The organism is Pseudarthrobacter sp. C1 (genome assembly GCF_034720455.1).
GTDB lineage: Bacteria > Actinomycetota > Actinomycetes > Actinomycetales > Micrococcaceae > Arthrobacter.
In genome coordinates this window covers 52,934-72,119 of the sequence record NZ_JAYESK010000006.1, presented here as the reverse complement: position 1 = coordinate 72,119, position 19,186 = coordinate 52,934, and the positions used below count along the sequence as shown (strand labels likewise).

General features: G+C 65.6%; 14 protein-coding genes. 8 read left to right on the top strand and 6 right to left on the bottom strand.

Annotation, left to right across the window (positions count from 1 at the left end; translation table 11 throughout):
• The first annotated feature begins 127 nt into the window (after window positions 1-127).
• The 4 genes from U7114_RS11855 to U7114_RS11840 all read left to right on the top strand — a co-directional run bounded on the left by U7114_RS11855 (window position 128) and on the right by U7114_RS11840 (window position 4,509).
• On the top strand, window positions 128-946 hold the full coding sequence (locus U7114_RS11855; RefSeq protein WP_323057462.1) for a pyruvate, water dikinase regulatory protein: 819 nt from the start codon (window positions 128-130) through the stop codon (window positions 944-946).
• A gap of 149 nt (window positions 947-1,095) precedes the next feature.
• Complete coding sequence (gene ppsA / locus U7114_RS11850) at window positions 1,096-3,489, top strand: phosphoenolpyruvate synthase (protein ID WP_323057461.1); 2,394 nt, start codon at window positions 1,096-1,098, stop codon at window positions 3,487-3,489.
• Window positions 3,490-3,584: 95 nt separating this feature from the next.
• A complete protein-coding gene (locus tag U7114_RS11845; RefSeq protein WP_323057460.1) occupies window positions 3,585-4,034 on the top strand; it encodes an SRPBCC family protein in 450 nt (149 codons plus the stop codon).
• Window positions 4,035-4,044: 10 nt separating this feature from the next.
• Complete coding sequence (locus U7114_RS11840) at window positions 4,045-4,509, top strand: pyridoxamine 5'-phosphate oxidase family protein (RefSeq protein WP_323057459.1); 465 nt, start codon at window positions 4,045-4,047, stop codon at window positions 4,507-4,509.
• 214 nt (window positions 4,510-4,723) lie between these two features.
• Here U7114_RS11840 and U7114_RS11835 read toward each other — a convergent pair whose 3' ends face one another.
• The 5 genes from U7114_RS11835 to U7114_RS11815 form a co-directional block, all read right to left on the bottom strand.
• A complete protein-coding gene (locus U7114_RS11835) occupies window positions 4,724-5,980 on the bottom strand; it encodes an SLC13 family permease (protein ID WP_231755048.1) in 1,257 nt (418 codons plus the stop codon).
• A 365-nt stretch (window positions 5,981-6,345) separates the two neighbouring features.
• Entirely contained in the window at window positions 6,346-6,726 is a 381-nt protein-coding gene (locus U7114_RS11830) for a universal stress protein (protein WP_157240749.1), read from the bottom strand.
• 35 nt (window positions 6,727-6,761) lie between these two features.
• Window positions 6,762-8,732, bottom strand: coding sequence for a tripartite tricarboxylate transporter permease (locus tag U7114_RS11825; protein WP_321214556.1), 1,971 nt, complete (start codon window positions 8,730-8,732; stop codon window positions 6,762-6,764).
• An 8-nt stretch (window positions 8,733-8,740) separates the two neighbouring features.
• Window positions 8,741-9,952 (bottom strand): hypothetical protein, encoded by a 1,212-nt coding sequence (locus tag U7114_RS11820; RefSeq protein WP_321214555.1) that lies wholly within the window; start codon window positions 9,950-9,952, stop codon window positions 8,741-8,743.
• An 84-nt stretch (window positions 9,953-10,036) separates the two neighbouring features.
• Entirely contained in the window at window positions 10,037-11,116 is a 1,080-nt protein-coding gene (locus U7114_RS11815; RefSeq protein WP_157240755.1) for a PrpF domain-containing protein, read from the bottom strand.
• Between the two features lie 278 nt (window positions 11,117-11,394).
• Between U7114_RS11815 and U7114_RS11810 the strand changes: the two genes are divergently transcribed.
• Window positions 11,395-12,309 carry a LysR family transcriptional regulator gene (locus U7114_RS11810; RefSeq protein WP_157240757.1) on the top strand — a complete coding sequence of 305 codons (915 nt, stop codon included), beginning with the start codon at window positions 11,395-11,397 and terminating at the stop codon, window positions 12,307-12,309.
• A 6-nt stretch (window positions 12,310-12,315) separates the two neighbouring features.
• On the opposite strand, the gene U7114_RS11805 is transcribed toward U7114_RS11810, so the two are convergent.
• On the bottom strand, window positions 12,316-12,960 hold the full coding sequence (locus U7114_RS11805) for a DNA alkylation repair protein (protein WP_416235554.1): 645 nt from the start codon (window positions 12,958-12,960) through the stop codon (window positions 12,316-12,318).
• A gap of 200 nt (window positions 12,961-13,160) precedes the next feature.
• Between U7114_RS11805 and U7114_RS11800 the strand changes: the two genes are divergently transcribed.
• Genes U7114_RS11800 through narJ form a run of 3 tightly spaced genes read left to right on the top strand, consistent with a single transcriptional unit; the run spans window position 13,161 to window position 19,185 of the window.
• Complete coding sequence (locus tag U7114_RS11800; RefSeq protein ID WP_323057457.1) at window positions 13,161-16,874, top strand: nitrate reductase subunit alpha; 3,714 nt, start codon at window positions 13,161-13,163, stop codon at window positions 16,872-16,874.
• On the top strand, window positions 16,874-18,568 hold the full coding sequence (gene narH, locus U7114_RS11795; protein WP_323057456.1) for a nitrate reductase subunit beta: 1,695 nt from the start codon (window positions 16,874-16,876) through the stop codon (window positions 18,566-18,568). The genes U7114_RS11800 and narH overlap by 1 nt, the downstream gene beginning before the upstream one ends.
• Window positions 18,565-19,185, top strand: a complete 621-nt coding sequence (narJ, locus tag U7114_RS11790) for a nitrate reductase molybdenum cofactor assembly chaperone (protein ID WP_323057455.1) — start codon at window positions 18,565-18,567, stop codon at window positions 19,183-19,185. The genes narH and narJ overlap by 4 nt, the downstream gene beginning before the upstream one ends.
• The last annotated feature ends 1 nt before the right edge of the window (window position 19,186 follow it).

Below are 19,186 nucleotides of genomic sequence, written 5' to 3'. Positions count from 1 at the left end.
GTAAACTCGATGTCATCACCGCCCGGACCCGTTCCCCGCCGTCGCTGAACGAAAGGCATCCCATGACGTTCTACCGCCATGACCCGCGGCTCATACTTCCCGCCGCCGTGGAAGTCCGAAAAGCACCATGAACAGCGGCGATCTCCGTCCCGTCTACTTTCTCTCGGACAGCACCGGCATCACTGCGGAAACGCTCGGCAATACCCTGCTGACGCAGTTCCCCGTGAACAATTTCGACCGCGTAACAATCCCGTTCATCACCAACGCGGGGCAGGCGCGTTCCGTCGTCGAGACCATCGACGGCCTCGCTGCCAAGGGCCTGCAGCCCATTGTCTTTTCCACGGCGGTCAACGGCGAAATACGGCAGATCCTTGGCACCTGCCAGGGCATCGTCGTGGACCTCATCGGAACCCATATTGGAGTCCTGGAACAGGGGCTCGGCACGCCGGCCAGCGGGGAACCGGGCAGGGCGCACGGGCTGGGGAACGCTGCCCGTTACCAGTCAAGGATGGCCGCGGTGGAGTACGCCATGGAGCACGACGACGGCCAGAGCCTGCGCGCATTGGAGAAGGTACAGGTCATCCTGGTGGCCCCCTCCCGGTGCGGCAAGACCCCCACCACCATGTACCTGGCCCTGCAGCACGGGATCTTCGCCGCCAACTTTCCCCTGGTGGACGAGGACTTTGAGCGGGAAGGACTGCCGAAACCGCTGAGGCCCTTTGTTTCGAAGTGTTTCGGCCTGACCACGAATCCGCTGCGGCTCAGCCAGGTCCGCACCGAACGGCGGCGCGGCTCACCCTACGCTTCCCTGCGCCAATGCGGGTTCGAGCTGCGCAGCGCGGAGCGCCTGTACGAGTCCTACGGGATTCCGTACCTGAATTCGGCCAGCGTGTCCGTTGAGGAAATGGCGGCGACCATCCTCCAGAAGATGAACCTCAAGCATTAGGGAAAAGTTTCACAAGTCCAGTGTGGCGCACGTCATGTGGCAGGACTTTTGGAGACCTGACACTGTGGACAGGAACTGTGCGCACCTACGCGCGTCCGCCGTGCGCGGATGCGGGTAGGTGCGCGACCCTCTGCAAAGGAGCAGCAACTATGACAACAGACATCCTGTGGTTCTCCGAACTCGGGCTCAAGGACCTGGACCGGGTGGGCGGCAAGAATGCCTCCCTCGGCGAAATGGTGCAGAACCTGACCTCCGCCGGCGTACAGGTGCCGGACGGTTTCGCCACCACCGCTGACGCCTACCGCCGCTTCCTGGCAGACTCCGGCCTGGACCAGAAGATCGCCGACCGGTTGGTGGGCCTGGATACTGATGATGTGACGGCCTTGGCCGCAGCAGGCCAGGAGATCCGGTCCCTGGTGCGCGGGACGCCTTTCCTCCCGGACTTCGAAGAACAGATCCGGAACTCCTACCAGCAGCTGGTCGAGAAGCACGGCGGCTCCGCGGACCTCTCCTGGGCGGTGCGGTCCAGTGCGACCGCCGAAGATCTGCCCGACGCCTCCTTCGCCGGGCAGCAGGAAACCTTCCTGAACGTCCGCAGCATCGAGAACATCCTGCAGGCCATCAAGGACGTCTTCGCGTCCCTGTACAACGACCGGGCCATCGCCTACCGCGTCCACCACAAGTTCGAGCACGCCGACGTGGCACTTTCGGCCGGCGTCCAGCGGATGGTGCGCTCCGACGTCGGGTCCTCCGGTGTCATGTTCACCATGGACACCGAATCAGGCTTCCAGGACGCCGTTTTTGTCACCTCCTCCTACGGCCTGGGCGAAGCCGTCGTCCAGGGTGCCGTGAACCCGGACGAGTTCTACGTGTACAAGCCGGCCCTGGCGGCCGGCCGCCCCGCCATCCTCAAGCGCGGCCTGGGCGAAAAAGCCCTCCAGATGACGTACACGAACAGCCAGGAAGTGGGCCGCACCATCGACTTCGTGCCGGTGGAGGCTTCCCTGCGCTCGCGCTTCAGCCTCAGCGACGACGACGTCGAGCAGCTCGCCCGGCACGCCGTCGCCATCGAGAAGCACTACGGCCGGCCCATGGACATTGAATGGGGCAAGGACGGCATTGACGGCGGCCTGTACATCCTGCAGGCACGCCCGGAAACCGTGCAGTCCCGCCGTGCCCCCGGCAGCCAGACCCGCTTCCGCCTCAACGAAACCGGCCCGGTCCTGGCGGAAGGCCGTGCCATTGGCCAGCGCATCGGCGCCGGCAGCGTCCGCATCCTCACCGCACTCGACCAGATGGCGGCATTCCAGACGGGCGACGTCCTCGTCGCGGACATGACCGATCCCGACTGGGAACCGATCATGAAGCGCGCCTCCGCCATCGTCACAAACCGCGGCGGGCGGACCTGCCATGCCGCCATCATCGCCCGCGAGCTGGGGATCCCCGCGGTTGTGGGAACCGGCCACGCAACTGATGCGCTGTCCGACGGCGTCGAGGTCACTGTTTCCTGCGCCGACGGAGAGACCGGGGTCATCTACAAGGGGCTGCTGGACTTCACGGTCGAGGAAACCGGGATCACCCAACTGCCCGAGGCGCCGGTGAAAGTGATGATGAACGTGGGAACGCCGGAACAGGCGTTTACCTTTGCCCAGCTGCCCAACCACGGCGTGGGCCTTGCCCGCCTCGAGTTCATCATCAACCGCCAGATCGGCATCCACCCCAAAGCCTTGCTGAACCTTGAGGACCAGGCGCCGGACGTGGCTGATGAAATCCGGGAACGGATCGCCGCCTATGACAGCCCGCGCGACTACTACATCAAGCGCCTGGCCGAGGGTGTGGCCACCATCGCCGCCGCCTTCGCGCCTGAGCCGGTCATCGTGCGCATGTCCGATTTCAAGTCCAACGAGTATGCCAACCTCATCGGCGGGCCCGCCTACGAACCGCACGAAGAAAACCCGATGCTCGGTTTCCGCGGCGCCTCACGCTACCTCGATCCCTCGTTCCGGGACTGCTTCGACCTCGAGTGCGAGGCGCTGTCCTTCGTCCGCAACGAGATGGGCCTGACCAACGTCAAGCTCATGATCCCCTTCGTGCGGACCCTGGACGAGGCCCGCGGCGTTATCGACCTCCTCGCGGAGAACGGGCTGCGGCGCGGCGAAAATGGCCTCGAGGTCATCATGATGTGCGAACTGCCGTCCAACGCGCTGCTGGCGGACGAGTTCCTGGACTACTTCGACGGTTTCTCCATCGGCTCCAACGACATGACCCAGCTGACCCTGGGCCTTGACCGGGATTCGGCGGTGGTGGCCGGGGGCTTCGATGAGCGCGATCCTGCCGTGAAGAAGCTGTTGGCAATGGCAATTCGGGCCTGCAGGGAGCGCGGCAAGTACGTCGGTATCTGTGGCCAGGGCCCCAGCGACCACCCCGACCTGGCGGAGTGGCTGGTTGACCAGGGCATCGAGTCCGTCTCCCTCAACCCGGACACCGTGGTGGACACCTGGATCAGGCTTGCTGAAAGCAGGCAGCTGGCCCCCCAGGGCTGAGGGACCTTCGGCACTTCCGCTCCTGCCAGGTTGAGTCAAAGCTGTTCGCAGGGCCCGTGCCGCGGGTCCTGCGGACGGCGGCCTTGGAGGGAACGATGAAGCCGATCATCGGAGAAATAGTGATCGCCGCCCCGATCGAGGCAGTCTTCGATTTCGTGGCGGACGAAACCAACGAGCCCCTCTACAACCCACGCATGATGCAGGTGGAGAAGCTCACGCCCGGGCCCGTTGGGCTCGGGACCCGGTACGCCGCCGTCATGAAGGGGCGGCGCCGCACCCGCGTGACCATCGAATGCACGGGGTTCAACCGTCCCCGTTCGCTGAAATCGCACAGCCGGACTGCCGGCCTGGACATCACCGGCGGACTGACTTTCGCCCCGCAAGGAAACCACTGCAGGCTCCGCTGGGTCTGGAGGCTGGAGCCGCACGGCCCGCTGCGGCTTCTCGGACCCCTGGTGAGGGCCGTGGGCAACCGCCGGGAACAGGCCACCTGGATGGCGCTGAAGGAACACATGGAGCTGCGCCAGGCTGCCGGGCAAGTCTAGGATCATGTCCATGGGCATGACACAGCCGGGATCGAACACCGAGGTCCTCACTGAAGCGGAGTGCTGGAAGTACCTGCGCTCCTCATACATCGGCAGGCTGGCGGTCATCAACGGGACCGCCCCCGAGATTTTTCCGGTGAACATCGTGACGGCAGAAGAGGCACTCTATTTTCGGACTGCCCCTGGCACCAAGTTGCGCTCCTTGCTCGCAGGGGCCGCTGTGGCGCTGGAGACGGACGGGCTGAACGCGTACAGCACCGAGGTGTGGAGCGTGGTGGTCAAAGGCATTCCCGAGCCCGTGGAAGACGGCGTCTTGCCCCTGGAGCTTGCGGACCCGGACCGTGAACCTTGGGAACCAGGCCTCAAGGAGCACCTGGTTCGGATCAACCCCACCGAGGTCACCGGACGCAGGTTCGCTGTCCACACGCGGACGCGGTGGTGGCCGCCGCTGGATTTCTCGTCGGACTGGACGTAGGGCATCAGAGGCAGTTCGATCCAAGGGCACTCTCAGGTTCTGCTCAAGGTTCGATCAATATTCGCGGTGATCTGCCGAATTGGACTTTGGCGGAAGCTATCACCGGATAGATTGCTGTCTGTTTCCACGTTCCCCAACACGGAAGCAAGGGAGCCCCCGCGCTGGAGCTAGACTCGCGCGGGGGTTCCGCCATTCTGCGAGGCGCCCGGACCGCTCACACGATGCCCATCGGTACCAGCAAGGCCCAGGCCAGCAGCGGGCCGGCCAGCACCACCGCGCCGGCGTAGGCCATCAGTTGGCGGTATACGCGCTGCCGGTCATCCTCCCGTGCGTTGGCAACGATCAGCGCACCGTCCGTGGAGAAGGGGGACACATCAACCACTGTGGCGGCGATGGCCAGGGCGGCGACCGTACCGGAGGCGCTCAGGGAACTGGTGGCCAGCAGCGGGCCCGCCAACGGGATGAACGCAGTCAGCAAAGCTGTTGAGGAGGCAAAGGCCGAGCCAACGCCGATGACATAACAAAGGACGAGGGCAATGACCAGCGGCGCGCCCAATGCCAGGGCATGCCCGGCGAGGGTATCAATCACTCCCACGTGCTGGAGCAGGGAGACATAGGTGATCATGCCCGCCACCAGCAGGACAGTGGACCACGAGATGCCGCCGATGAAGGTCTGGTGTTCCTTGATGTTGATCAGTGCCAGGAGGAGGCCGGCGGAAAGGGCAACAAAACCGATGGGCATGCGGAAGCCCAGCGTGCACACCAGCATCACCACGATCAAGGCCAGAGTGACGATCTGCTGGCCATGCGGGCGCCCGGAAGGTGACGTATCAACATCCGCGTGCTGGCCACCCTTACTGTCGCGAAGCCTGCCTGTAAGGGCGAACAGCACGATGGTCAGGACTGACAGGATGAGGTTGACGGCAAAGCTCGCGGCGAAAAGCGAGCCTTGGGAAATGGGAAAGCCGTTTTCCGCTGCAATCCCGTGCACCAGGACGCCGGCCACGGACAACGGGGAAAAGCCTCCCGCATGGGCGCCATTGATGATGAAGGCGCCCATCAGCACGGGATGGATGCGGGATTCGTAGGCAAAGCCGATGGCGGCCGGGGCCAGCAGGGCGACGGCGGCGGGGGAAAAGGTTCCCAGTGCCGTCAGTGCAGCAGCCATGAGAAAGAACACCCAGGGAAGCAGCAGGGTCCTTCCCCTCACGAGGCGCACGCACGTCTGGACAATGATGTCGATCGTGCCGTTCCGCTGGGCCATGCTGAAGAAGTAGGTGACCCCAATGATGGTCAGGACGATGCTGGCGGGGAACTCCGCCAGGATCTCCCTGTCGGTCATTCCAAGCATGAAGTAGCCGACGCCGAAGGACGCCACCAGCCCCATCACCCCGATGTTCAGCGGCCACTTCGTGGCGACGATAAACATCACCACGAGGATGGCGAGTGGGATGATCTGAACAGCTGTCATGGCAGGCTCCGGTTCCGTGGCGGCTGCCGGGCTGAAGATGGTGTTGCCCGGCGGGAGGGCGCCCAGGATTGTGGTTGCGGCCGCCACCAGCAGGATACGGCTGCGGCGGGCCGTGCCCGGGATAAGCCGTCCCGGGTGTCGGCTTTCACCGGGCCTGCGGTTGGCTGCGCAGCCTCATGGTGGCTGTCCTTCGTCCGGCGTATCGGAAAAGATGGCCACATAAGGGGAGGCAGGGCCCGGAGATGGCCCTGCCTCCTGTGCGTGCGCGCCGTCCTCCGCGCCCGTCTCTCGGGCTTCCTGTTGCGATGGAGTGCGTGGACGGCGGCACGCGCGCCGGACGGGGGTCCGGCAGGTTGTGCCTGTACTTACAGCCTGTCGGCCCGCACGGCGAGCACGGGGCAAGTGGCGTCCAGGAGGATCCGCTGAACAGTGCTTCCCAAAATGAGTTTGCCCACCATGGAGCGGTGCCGCAGGCCGATGACTACCATTTCGACGTCGCGGTCCTGCGCAATCTGGATCACTGCATCTCCCGGGTCGGCCAAAACGGAGGATTCGACAGTGAGGGCAAGCCCGGCATCGGACAGCTTGCCTTCCAGTTCCGCGATCTCGTGATCGTCGAGGTCATGGTGTCCCCGGCCCACATTGACAATCAGCAGATCCGACTTTCGCAGGTGCGCTTCCTTGATGCCCTCCGTGAGTGCTTCCCGTCCTTCGGGGGCGGGCGCATAGGCCACGAGTACCGTCATTTGTCTTTCTCCAATGGTTTAGGGGGTAGGGACTGCTAGACAAGGGTGTTGAGCCAGCCTTGCGGCAGGTCGATCGGCAGCAGGGAGGGGAGCGCCAGGAGCACGACATACAGCACCCCTGTATAGATGACGGCGACCTTGAGGCGGGCCCTTGCGACCACCAGCAGGAACGCGGGAATGAAAACCGTCACGGCCACGAGGTATCCGAATACTGCGGTGAGTGCCAGGAAACCGGTCATCCATGCGAAGGTTTTCAATGCGAAGCCTGCATCGAGTGTCCAGCCGGCCCGATCGGCCCTCGTGCGGACCCGTGCCCGAATTTCGGTGAAGAGGAGGATCCCGGAGAAGGCCAGTCCGCCGATGCTCACCAGCTGGGGGACGAGCCTGGCCTCGGGTGAGAAGGACGCCGATGATATGAGGGCTGCGGCAAACGCGACGGCGAAGATGCCGGATGCTGCCAGGGACCAGGTCGAGTTCTTCAGGGGCGCTTCGTCGTCCTCGGGCTGCTCATCCCTGTGCCCGTCGTCGAGGTTGGTCTGGCGGCGGGCGCGGATGAACTTGACGAAGGCCCACATCATCGGAAGGACCAGGATCGCCAGGAAGACCAGGACACCGGGCCGGGCCATCCAGTCGAAGCCTTCGTACAGGCTGTCTGTGAGGAAGTAATAGCGTTCCAGCGGGATTGCCAACACGAAGCCGATGAGGAAGGGCGCCCGCGGGAACCCGGTGGACTTCAGCAGCCAGCCAAAGACGCCCAAAATGATCATCACCCAGAGGTCGCCCAGCTGGCCGCCCTCCTGGAATGAGCCGAGGAGCATAACGGCCACGAGTCCCGCGGCCAGGACGGCGAAGGGGACCTTAGTCAGCTTTGCCAGCTGCTTGACGCTGAGGAAGCAGAAGAGCGCTCCGAGAATGGATGCGATGGCGAAGGACCAGACGATCAGGTACATCAGGTCCAGGTGCTCGGTGATGATCGAAGGACCGGGCTGGATGCCGTATGTGAGGAGCATTCCGAGGAGCATCGCGGAGGGTACGCCGCCGGGGATGCCGAAGAGAAGGGTGGGGATCAGGTCGCCGGCCTCCACGGAGTTGTTGGCGCTTTCGGGGCCGACGATTCCGCGCGGGTCGCCCTTGCCGAACTGGCGCTTGTCCTTGGCGGTGGCGACGGCCTGACCGTAGGCCAGCCAGGTTCCTGCGGTGGCACCGACGCCGGGGAGGACGCCGGCCCAGATGCCGATGAGCGCTCCGCGGATGACCTGGGTCCAGTGGCTGAGCCATTCCCGGATGCCTTGGCCCCAGCCGCCGCCGAGGGTTATTGTTTCCCTTTGTCCGCGCCGCTGGCTTGCACGTGATGCGATTTCGGCCAGGCCGAAGATTCCCAGGGCAACGGCCACGAGCGACAGGCCGTCGCCGAGGAACAGGCTGCCGAACGTGAAGCGTTCCTCGGCCGTGGTGGGTGAGGTTCCCACCATGCCGAGGACCAGGCCAAGGAGTCCGGCGGAGACACCCTTGATGATGTTTCCCCGCGAAAGGACTGCGGCCAGGGCTACGCCCAGGACGGTCAGCATGAACAGTTCCGGGCTGGCGAAGGAGAGCACGAGAGGCCGGGCAAGCGGTATCGCCAGGGTCAGGCCGATTGCGCCGATGATGCCTCCGGCCATTGACGAGAGGAACGCCAGCGTCAGGGCACGGGCCGCCTGTCCTTTCTTGGCCATGGAGTAACCGTCCAGCATGGTCACACTCGCAGACGCGGATCCGGGTGCGCCGAGCAGCACGGCGGAAACGGTGTCTGAAGTATGGACGACGGCGAGGGCTCCAATCAGGAGGGCCAGCGCCTGGGGCGGTTCCATGCCGAAAGTGATGGGCAGGAGGATTGCGACGGCGCCGGTGCCGCCCAGCCCCGGGATGAGGCCCATGATGAGGCCGGCTACGGTGCCGATCAGGAGCATGATGAGGAGGGAGGGGTCAGCGAGGGATGCCAGCGCTGCCATTGCGGAGTCAAGCATGATGGTCCTTATTCAACGTGGATGTTGTATTTGTCCGCGAGCAGCCCTGTGACATAGGACCGGACGGAGTTGCTGACGGAGTAGGCGTCCCGGACGCGGTCTGCCACGCCCGTGTCCGCGACGAGGGGGTAGCCGCCGAGGACTTTGGCGGCTTTTTCCTGGAAGCCTTTGTCGGTCCCGAGCTTTTCGCTGGAACTGCGGAGCAGCTCATAGGCTTTTTCGGGTGTCTCCTGCGGAACCCACAGTCCTTTTTGGTAGGTGTAGGTCAGTCCCAGCAGGGTCTTGTACGCTTCGAACTTCTCGCCCGCGGGTTTCTTTCCGTGGAGCGTTTCGTAGGCCTCGGCGACCGTGGGTACATCAGGGAAATTGGGGTCCCGGACAACGTTGCCTGCTCCGTCCAGCTGGCCAAAGGACATGAGCACAACGGCTTTGCCCTCCTTGGCGATGCCGGCAACGGCTGAGCCGTAGGCCGAGGTGGTCTGGTAGTCCAGGTCGATTTCCCCGCGCTGGAGCGCCAGGTTGACCGGTCCCCGGCCTTCAAAGCCGAAGGTGCTTGTCACGTCCGCTTCGAGCAGGTCGAAGGCAACAAGCGTGGTGATGTCCAGGCCCGTGGCGCTGATGCCGCCGAATTCCAGGGGCGTATCCCGGTTTATCAGGTCCTGAAGACCGGACACTCCGGCCTCGGCACGGGCATAGATGACCCCGCCGGTGCCGTTGACGACGACGGGCTTGAGGTCTTCGAAGGAATACTTCACGGCCGAGCGGCCCAGGACCCAAGGGACAACGGTCGATGCCGTCCCCACCAGGATTTCCGTGCCGTCTGTCTTTGCCGAGCGGGCAAACCTGTTGGTGCCCAGGATGCCTTCGCCGCCGGCCTCGTTCACGGGCGCAAAACCGGGGCGGCCCGCAACATAGTTGGTTAGTTCGGTGCCGATGAAACGTGCCCAGGTATCGGTTCCGCCGCCTGACGCGAGGGGGATCAGGAACTCCAGGGTTTCGCCGCTGAAGTCCCCGTCCTCGGTGCTGGAGGGCGGATTCAGCAGGCTTCCGCCGAGGACCGTGGTGGCGGTGCCCAGCAATGCGAAGGCGCCGACGGCTGAAAGGATGGTCCGCCGGGAATGCTTGGGCGGCTCTGGCAGGTCCGCTTCTTCGTACTGCCCGGCAAGTGCCTCTTGCGGAGCGGTTCCGGGTGGTTCCAAGGATGACTTGTTGCTCGTCATTGAGATGATCCTTTTGATCGGGTGCCTATCTCGGCGCAGCGCCTTCCAGGAGCGCGCGAGGGGCAGATTGTTGTGGTTGCGCGCTTACCAGGTCTCTGGCAGCAACAGTTCTGCATCGGCCAAGCGGCGGGCACTTCGGAGGGTGCCCACAACCGGGACACCGTCGCGGGTCTCGGCCCAGGTTTGGACGAGGCCCGCAGGAGTCCGCATGGCGAGCCCGGAAGAAGCGTCGGTGGAGATCAGGTCCCGCACCACGGTGCCTTCATGCTGTGCAGCCATAGTCAGGGCGACGCTTCCGGTGATCGCCAGCGCCGGGTGGAGCTTGCCCATTGACAGCATCCGGACCACCAGGTCGGCTCCCTCATCCGAGGACGGCCGGGCCACCAGCGCGAGCTTCGGAATCGCACGCTCGGCTTCGGCCCTCGTGGCGGCCAGGCCCATTCGAACCGCTGCGTCCCGCCGCACGTCGTCCAGGTGCACGAGGAGTTCAGCCTGGCCATCGATCTCCCCGGCTGTCTCATTCCCGGTGAGTCCCACGGAAGCAGCCTCCAGGATGATCAGCGGCGCACCGGCATCAATCAGGGTGGCAGGGATTTCCCGCCCGTCGAACGTCACCTTCTCCACCGGCTCTCCGGTCGGGAAGAGCTTCCCGGTTGTCCGTCCTGCAGGATCGAAGAAACCCATGCCCACGGACAGCCCCGGGAACGGAACGCCCGGAATCATGAGGGTACCGGTCTCCTGGAGCCTGCCGTCCGGGGTGGAAACCTTCTGCAGGATGAGCTGGTCGGTGTTCGTGTTCAGCGTCCGCACGGATGTCGTTTCCTGGCCGGCATCAACCCAGCCCCGATCGATTGCGTACGGTGCCACCACCGCTGAGCAGTTGCCGCAGTTGCTTCCCCAGTCAACCCTGTGCTCCTCGACGGCCACCTGGGCGAAGGTGTAGTCAACGTCTGCCTCGGCGCTGGCTGAGCGGGAAAGGATCACAGCCTTGCTGGTCGTGGAGGTTCCCCCGCCCACGCCGTCAATCTGGCGGTTGTCCGGGCTGCCGAACAGCCGAAGGAGGACTTCGTCAACGCTCTTTCCGGGGACTTGGAGGTTGTCCCATTCGAACACCCAGCACTTACTGGTTCCGCCCCGCATCCACGCTGCTGGGATTCTAAACATGATTGCTTTCACACCTTCCTGGGCCCTGCTGTGGGCCGTTCCGCCTTTCGGCTAGGACCTAGTGTGATCCGCCCCATCATTGAATTACAAACGCTATTTTTTGCAGGGTCTTGCACTTTTACTTCAATCAAATGGCGGCTGGACGGGCATTTCGAAGGTCATGGCAGCCCTTTCCTTGACTCCGACGGCGTGCGGCCCGTCCCCGTTCGGCTGTGGATGAAGGTGCAGGCTAAAATCCTTAAGGGGATGTAAGCAACACTTCAAAGGAGTCCGTGCCGATGCTCAATGTTCGAAGGCTGGAACTGCTGCTGGACGTGGTGGAGCTCGGATCCATCACGGCAGCGGCCGAGAAGCACGTGTACTCGCCGTCAGGCGTGTCCCAGCAGCTGCGGCGACTGGAATCGGAGATCGGCCAGCCGCTTCTTCAGCGACAGACCCGCGGAATGGTACCGACGGATGCCGGCCACGTCCTGGCGGCGCACACGCGCCGCATCCTCAGGCAGATGGCGGCCGCCGAAGCGGACCTCGCCGAAATCGCCGGGCTGAACAGGGGCAGCCTCACCATGGGAACCTTCCCCACGCTGGGAGGTTCGTTTCTTCCCTTGGTCATCAGCAAGTTCAAACGCCAGTACCCTGCCATTGAGCTGCATGTGCGCAGCAGCCGCTTTGAGGACTTGGTCGAGATGCTGGAGAACGGGCAGGTGGGCATGTCCCTCCTCTGGGACTACGAATGGAGCAGGATCAACGCCGAGGACTTTGCCCTCACCACGGTTTTCGAGGACGCAACCGCCCTCGTTGTGGGAAAGGACCACCGGCTGGCCCGGCGCAAGCAGGTTGACATGGCGGACCTTGCCGATGAGGAGTGGATTGTCCGCGAGGAAGCGCACCCGGTGGTGGAGGTGCTCCAACGAAGCGCCCGTGCCGCGGGTTTCACCCCCCGGATCGCCTTCCACGCCAATGACTACCAGGAAGCCCAGGCGATGGTCAGCGTGGGGCTCGGCATCGCCTTGGCGCCTCGAACCGCCGTCGTCAACAAACACCCGGGGGTCAGCATCGTCTCCCTGGGCACTACCGCACCCTCAAGGCGGGTCCTGCTCGCGCACCGTCACGACAGGGTGCGGGCCGCAGCCGAGATTGCCTTCCAAACCACGCTTCTGGAAGTGGCGAAGGAATCAACGGCCGACTTCCGGTGACGGCCCTTAGTGCCCCGCCTGCCGGCGCACCATTTCGTTGATCCACGCGGGGGCGAACGGTGAGGTGCAGCCCGGGGGAGTGGGGTAGTCCTTGAGCACCTCCAGGCGCTCGCCGATCTCCAGCGCGCGGGCCCTGAGCCCGGGGTGCCCAATGCCGATCTGGGCCAGGCAGGTGTTCATGGCCCACTGCAGCCGGTCCGGGGAGTCCTTCATCTCCGCCTCGATGACGTCCAGCAGCCCCTCAAGGTCCAGGCCGTCAGGCGCCTTCACCACGCGCTCGCTTGTCAACGCCCAGCCGGCACTTGCTACTACCGGATCAGGATCGGACAGCCAGGCCACCCGCAGCTCCTCGGCGTGCGGGTTCTTCTTCACCACGTAGTTCACCAGCCAGTCCTGCACCTTGGGCGCCCGCGCCTCCCGCAGCATCGCATCCAGTTCGCCACGCCCGAACGCCTTCGGCCGGCAAACCAGGAGCGCCAGCAGCCGCGCCGCGGTATCGCCCGTGGCCCAGAGGTCACCGGCAAGTTCCTGTTGGGTTTTCAGCCGCTTGGCGATGGCACGCAGTTTGCTGAGGTTCACGCCGTGGTCATCCCCGTGCCTCTCGTTCACCTCGCGCGCCCTCGGGTCCTCGAGCCCGGCCAGTTCGGCCATCAGCTCCGCCACGCCCGCCTTGGCTAACGTCGTCTCAGCCACCGCAGCCTCCTGTCCAGTGTGTCCGAAGTCCAGCCTAGGGCGGGAAGCGCTCCGGCGCAGGCGCCCGGCAGGCGACCAGAGCCTAGTCCTGCCACCAAGCAGCTGCAACCAGTCGAAAGACCCTACTGGACCAGCCGCGCCGCACCTACGGTGGCAGCATGGCTGAGGAGCGTTTTGTCGCGGGGGTGGACGGGCCGGCATCGGATGCAATGCTGAAGCTGGGCAGGTTCTTTACGAAGTGGGACCAGACCGACGACGGCAGGGCAGTTTTCCGGGAGGGTGGCCGCAAGGGGGATATCTTCTACCGCGACCGGTGGAGCCACGACAAGGTGGTCCGCTCCACCCACGGGGTGAACTGCACCGGCTCCTGCTCCTGGAAGGTGTACGTCAAGGACGGCATCATCACCTGGGAATCGCAGCAGACCGACTACCCTTCCGTGGGCCCCGACAGTCCCGAATATGAACCGCGGGGCTGCCCCCGCGGGGCTGCCTTTTCCTGGTACACGTACTCGCCCACCCGGGTCCGTTTCCCCTACGCCCGCGGCGTGCTGGTGGAGATGTACCGCGAGGCCAAGGCCCGGCTGGGAGACCCGGTGCTGGCGTTCGCCGAGATCGCCGCCGACCCGGAGAAGCGCCGCCGCTACCAGCAGGCCCGGGGCAAGGGCGGGCTGGTCCGGGTGTCCTGGCAGGAAGCCATCGAAATCGCGGCCGCGGCGCACGTGAACACCATCAAGACCTACGGCCCGGACCGCTGCGCCGGCTTCTCGCCCATCCCCGCGATGTCCATGGTCTCGCACGCGGTGGGAACCCGCTTCATCCAGCTCATCGGCGGGGTGATGACCTCCTTCTACGACTGGTACGCGGACCTTCCCGTGGCCAGCCCGCAGGTGTTCGGAGACCAGACCGACGTCCCCGAATCCGGCGACTGGTGGGACGCCCGCTACCTCATGATGTGGGGCTCCAACGTTCCGGTCACCCGCACCCCGGACGCGCACTGGATGGCCGAGGTGCGGTACCGCGGCACCAAGGTGGTCACCGTCAGCCCGGACTACGCGGACAACACCAAGTTCGCGGACGAGTGGCTCCCCGCCCAGGCTGGAACCGACGCCGCGCTGGCCATGGCCATGGGGCACGTGATGCTCAAGGAATTCTTCGTGGACCGGCAGGTTCCCTTCTTCACGGACTACGTCAAGCAGTACACGGACCTGCCGTTCCTGGTCAGGCTGGAAAAGCGCGACGACGGCGCGTTGACGCCGTCGAAATTCCTCACCGCGCGTGACATCCCGGCGGAGTCCGGGGCTGAGGACGCGGCGTTCCGCACCGTCCTGTTCGACAAGAAGGCCGGCCGACCGGCCGTCCCCAACGGCTCCATGGGATTCCGCTACTCCGGCAGCGGAGAGGGCAGATGGAACCTGGACCTTGAAGGGATGGACCCCGCACTGTCCCTGCGGGAGGTCTCGGGTGAAAGCGCCGAGATCCTGCTGCCGTGCTTCGAGCAGGCGGACGGCACCGGCAGCGTGCTCCGGCGCGGGGTGCCCGTGATCGAGGTGGAGGGCCAGCTGGCCACCACGGTGTTCGACCTGATGCTCGCCCAGTACGGCGTGGGCCGCGAAGGGCTGCCCGGAGAGTGGGCCGCGGGGTATGACGACGCCGCCACCCCGTACACCCCGGCCTGGCAGGAGGAGATCACGTCCGTCCCCGCGCAGGCCTGCATCCGGGTGGCCCGCGAGTTCGCCCGGAACGCCGAGCAGTCCAGGGGCCGGTCGATGATCATCATGGGCGCCGGGATCTGCCAGTGGTTCCACGGCGACACCACCTACCGGGCGGTGCTGGCCCTCGTGATGCTGACCGGCTGCATGGGCCGGAACGGGGGCGGCTGGGCGCACTACGTGGGGCAGGAAAAGACCCGCCCCATCACCGGCTGGGTGTCGCTGGCCAATGCCCTGGACTGGTCCCGGCCGCCGCGCACCATGATCGGCACCGGGTACTGGTACATGCACACGGACCAGTGGCGCCAGGACGGCTACTCCGCGGACGCGCTGAAGTCCCCGCTGTCCACCGGCGCCCTGGACGGCCTGCACACCGCGGACGCCATAGCCCAGTCCGCAAGGCTTGGCTGGATGCCGTTCTACCCGCAGTTCGACCGCAATCCCCTGGACCTCGCCGACGAGGCGGAGGCCGCCGTCGCCGCCGGCACTGCGAAGGACACCCCCGGCTACATCGCGGACGCACTGAAGAACCGGACCCTGAACCCGGCCATCGAGGACGTGGATGCCCCGGAGAACTGGCCGCGCACCCTGGTCCTTTGGCGCTCCAACCTCTTCGGGTCCTCGGCGAAGGGCAACGAGTACTTCCTCCGGAACCTGCTGGGCACCCACAACAACGTCCTGGGCGAGGACCACGCGGAGGGGCTGAAACCCACGCACGTGAAATGGCACGAGAAGGCGCCCGAAGGGAAGCTGGACCTGCTGGTCTCCGCCGACTTCCGGATGACCTCCACCACGCTGCTGTCCGACGTCGTGTTTCCCGCCGCCACCTGGTACGAAAAGCACGACCTCTCCTCCACGGACATGCACCCGTTCGTCCACGCGTTCACCCCGGCGATCGACCCGCCCTGGGAAACCAAGACCGACTTTGACACCTTCCACCTGCTGGCCCGCGAGTTCTCCCGGCTGGCCAGGACCCATCTGGGCGTCCGGCGCGACCTGGTGAGCGTGCCGCTGCAGCACGATACCCCTGGCCAGCTGGCCCAGCCCGGCGGGACGGTCCGCGACTGGCGGAAGCCGGACATCCCCGCCGTCCCCGGGCAGAACATGCCCGTCTTTTCCGTGGTGGAGCGGGACTATACGGCCATCGCGGACAAGCTCGCCGCCGTCGGGCCCCTGGCGGACAAGCTGGGCTTCACCGTCAAGAACGTCACCTACAAACTGGACGGCCCGCTGAGCCGGCTCAGCCACTCGAACGGCGTGATGCTCGGCGGCGCCGCGGACGGCCGGCCGGCCCTGGACACCGATGCCAAAATGGCGGAGGCCATCCTGGCGTTCTCCGGCACCACCAACGGCATGCTTTCCGTGCAGGGCTTCAAGGACCTGGAAGTCCGGACCGGAAGGAAGCTGGCGGACCTCGCCGAGGGCTCGGAGGAAAAGTTCATCACCTTCGCCCAGACCCAGGCCGCCCCGGTGCCCGTGATCACCTCGCCGGAATGGTCCGGCTCGGAAACCGGCGGACGCCGCTACGCCCCGTTCACCATCAACATCGAACGGCTCAAGCCCTTCCACACCCTCACCGGCCGGATGCACTTCTTCCTGGACCACGACTGGCTCACGGACATCGGCGAAGCCCTTCCCATCTACCGGCCGCCGCTGGACATGCACCGGCTCTTCGGCGAACCCAAACTCGGCCGGAACGGGCAGCTGGAGGTGGTGGTCCGGTACCTGACGCCGCACTCCAAGTGGTCCATCCACTCCGAATACCAGGACAACCTGCTGATGCTCTCGCTGTCCCGCGGCGGGCCCACGGTGTGGATGAGCCCGGCGGACGCCGATTCCATCCAGGTCAGGGACAACGACTGGGTGGAATGCCTGAACATCAACGGAGTCCTGGTGGCCCGGGCGATCGTCAGCCACCGGATGCCCGCCGGTGTGGTGTACGTGCACCATGCCCAGGAGCGCACCATCGACGTGCCGAAGTCGGAGGCCACCGGGCGGCGCGGCGGCATCCACAACTCCGTCACCCGGCTGCTGGTGAAACCCTCGCACCTGATCGGGGGCTACGCGCAACTGGCGTACGCGTTCAACTACCTCGGCCCCACCGGAAACCAGCGCGACATGGTGGCCACGGTCCGCCGCCGCTCACAGGAGGTGCAGTACTGATGCGGGTCATGGCTCAAATGGGCATGGTGATGAACCTGGACAAGTGCATCGGCTGCCACACGTGTTCGGTGACCTGCAAGCAGGCCTGGACCAACCGGGCAGGCACCGAGTACGTCTGGTTCAACAACGTGGAAACCCGCCCCGGGCAGGGGTATCCCCGAAGGTACGAGGACCAGGACAAGTGGCGCGGCGGCTGGGCGCTGAACAAGCGGGGCAGGCTGGTGCTCAAGGCCGGCGGCCGGGTGAAGAAAATGTTCGGCATCTTTGCCAGCCCGGTCCAGCCCGAGCTCAAGGACTACTACGAGCCCTGGACCTACGACTATAAAACCCTGGTGGACGCGCCCCTGGGCGACGACTTTCCGGTGGCCCGGCCCAAATCCCTGATCACCGGGGAGGACACCAAGGTCACCTGGTCCGCCAACTGGGACGACAACCTGGGCGGCTCCGCGGAGAACGGGCACCTGGACCCGCTGGTGGAGAAGGTCCGGCGGGAGTCCGAGGACAAGATCAAGTTCGCGTACGAGCAGACGTTCATGTTCTACCTGCCGCGGATCTGCGAGCACTGCCTGAACCCGTCCTGCATGGCCTCCTGCCCCTCCGGCGCCATCTACAAGCGGGTGGAGGACGGGATTGTGCTGGTGGACCAGGACAAGTGCCGCGGCTGGCGGCAGTGCGTCACCGGCTGCCCGTACAAGAAGATCTACTTCAACCACAAGACCGGCAAGGCCGAGAAGTGCACCTTCTGCTACCCCCGGGTGGAGGTGGGGATTCCCACGGTGTGCTCGGAGACCTGCGTGGGCCGGCTGCGGTACCTGGGGCTGTTTTTGTACGACGCCGATGCGGTCACCGCGGCGGCGTCCGTCACCGACCCGAAGGCTCTCTACGACGCCCAGATGGACGTCCTGCTGGACCCTAACGATCCCGCCGTCCAGGCCGAAGCCCGGGCGCAGGACATCCCGGAGGACTGGATCGACGCCGCCCGGCGCTCGCCGGTGTACGCCCTCGCCAAGGTCTACAAGGTAGCGCTGCCGCTGCACCCGGAGTACCGGACCATGCCGATGGTCTGGTACGTGCCGCCGCTGTCCCCGGTGGTGGACCTGCTGCGGGACCAAGGGCACGACGGCGAGGACCACGGCAACCTGTTCGGCGCCATAGATGCGCTGCGGATCCCGGTGGAGTACCTCGCCGAGCTCTTCACCGCCGGGGACGCGGACCGGGTCACCGCGGTGCTGAAGAAGCTTGCGGCCATGCGTGCGTTCATGCGAGGCATCAGCCTGGGCAACGATCCGGACGAGTCCATCGCCGAGGCCGTGGGCATGGACGGGCAGGCCATGTACGAGATGTACCGGCTGATGGCCATCGCCAAGTACGACGAGCGGTACGTCATCCCCAAGGCGCACGTGGAGCAGGCGCACGACCTGGAGGAGATGGGCTGCTCGCTGGATTTCGACGGCGGCCCGGGCATGCAGGATTCCTCGCCGTTCGGTGAGGCGAGCGGCAGGCCGGTGCCGGTTGCGGTGGACACGTTCAACGCCCTGCGCGACCGGCAGACCAGCGGTGAGGTATCAGCGGGAACCAGCCTGAAGGGCAGGGTGAACCTGCTGAACTGGGACGGCCGGGGGGCACCGCCGGGCCTTTTCCCGGACAAGGGGCCGGAGCCGGGCACGTTGGCCGCGGCGGAGGACCAGCCGTGAGCCGCCGCGACCAGGTGGCGTATATGGCCGGTGCGTGGTGCCTGTCCTACCCGGACGAGGACCTCCTGGCCAAGGTGCCGCTCATGCGCGCCGCACTCGCGGAGTTCCCGGCCGCCGTCGAACCCTTCCAGGAGGTGCTGGACGCACTGGAATCCACGCCGCTGATGGAGAGCCAGGCACACTACGTGCGGGAGTTCGACCTCAGCCGTCGCCACGCCCTGCACCTGAGCTACTGGACGGACGGGGACACCCGGCGCCGCGGCGAAGTGCTGGGCAGCTTCAAGAAGGCCTACCGGCAAAGCGACATTTTGGTGGACACCCAGGGAGAGCTGCCGGACTACCTGCCCATGGTGCTGGAATACACGGCGCTGGTGGACTTCTCCGCGGGGCGGGAGCTGCTGATCCGGTACCGGCCCAGCCTGGAGATGCTGAAGTTCGGCTTGCTGCGGGACAAGCTGCCGCACGCCAGGATCCTGGCGGCCATCTGCGCCACGCTCCCCGGAAAGTCGCCGGCCGACGAACAGGCCGTGATGCGGATGGCGGGCTACGGGCCACCCACCGAGGCGGTTGGCCTTGACCCCTACGATCCGCGCCTGCTGCCCGTGAAGGGGGCCTGAC

Excerpts from the sequence above, each read along its gene's own strand:
- U7114_RS11855 (WP_323057462.1), top strand. The coding sequence starts at position 128 with ATGAACAGCGGCGATCTCCGTCCCGTCTACTTTCTCTCGGACAGCACC.
- ppsA (WP_323057461.1), top strand. The coding sequence starts at position 1,096 with ATGACAACAGACATCCTGTGGTTCTCCGAACTCGGGCTCAAGGACCTG.
- U7114_RS11845 (WP_323057460.1), top strand. The coding sequence starts at position 3,585 with ATGAAGCCGATCATCGGAGAAATAGTGATCGCCGCCCCGATCGAGGCA.
- U7114_RS11840 (WP_323057459.1), top strand. The coding sequence starts at position 4,045 with ATGGGCATGACACAGCCGGGATCGAACACCGAGGTCCTCACTGAAGCG.
- U7114_RS11835 (WP_231755048.1), bottom strand. The coding sequence starts at position 5,980 with ATGACAGCTGTTCAGATCATCCCACTCGCCATCCTCGTGGTGATGTTT.
- U7114_RS11830 (WP_157240749.1), bottom strand. The coding sequence starts at position 6,726 with ATGACGGTACTCGTGGCCTATGCGCCCGCCCCCGAAGGACGGGAAGCA.
- U7114_RS11825 (WP_321214556.1), bottom strand. The coding sequence starts at position 8,732 with ATGCTTGACTCCGCAATGGCAGCGCTGGCATCCCTCGCTGACCCCTCC.
- U7114_RS11820 (WP_321214555.1), bottom strand. The coding sequence starts at position 9,952 with ATGACGAGCAACAAGTCATCCTTGGAACCACCCGGAACCGCTCCGCAA.
- U7114_RS11815 (WP_157240755.1), bottom strand. The coding sequence starts at position 11,116 with ATGTTTAGAATCCCAGCAGCGTGGATGCGGGGCGGAACCAGTAAGTGC.
- U7114_RS11810 (WP_157240757.1), top strand. The coding sequence starts at position 11,395 with ATGCTCAATGTTCGAAGGCTGGAACTGCTGCTGGACGTGGTGGAGCTC.
- U7114_RS11805 (WP_416235554.1), bottom strand. The coding sequence starts at position 12,960 with ATGGCCGAACTGGCCGGGCTCGAGGACCCGAGGGCGCGCGAGGTGAAC.
- U7114_RS11800 (WP_323057457.1), top strand. The coding sequence starts at position 13,161 with ATGGCTGAGGAGCGTTTTGTCGCGGGGGTGGACGGGCCGGCATCGGAT.
- narH (WP_323057456.1), top strand. The coding sequence starts at position 16,874 with ATGCGGGTCATGGCTCAAATGGGCATGGTGATGAACCTGGACAAGTGC.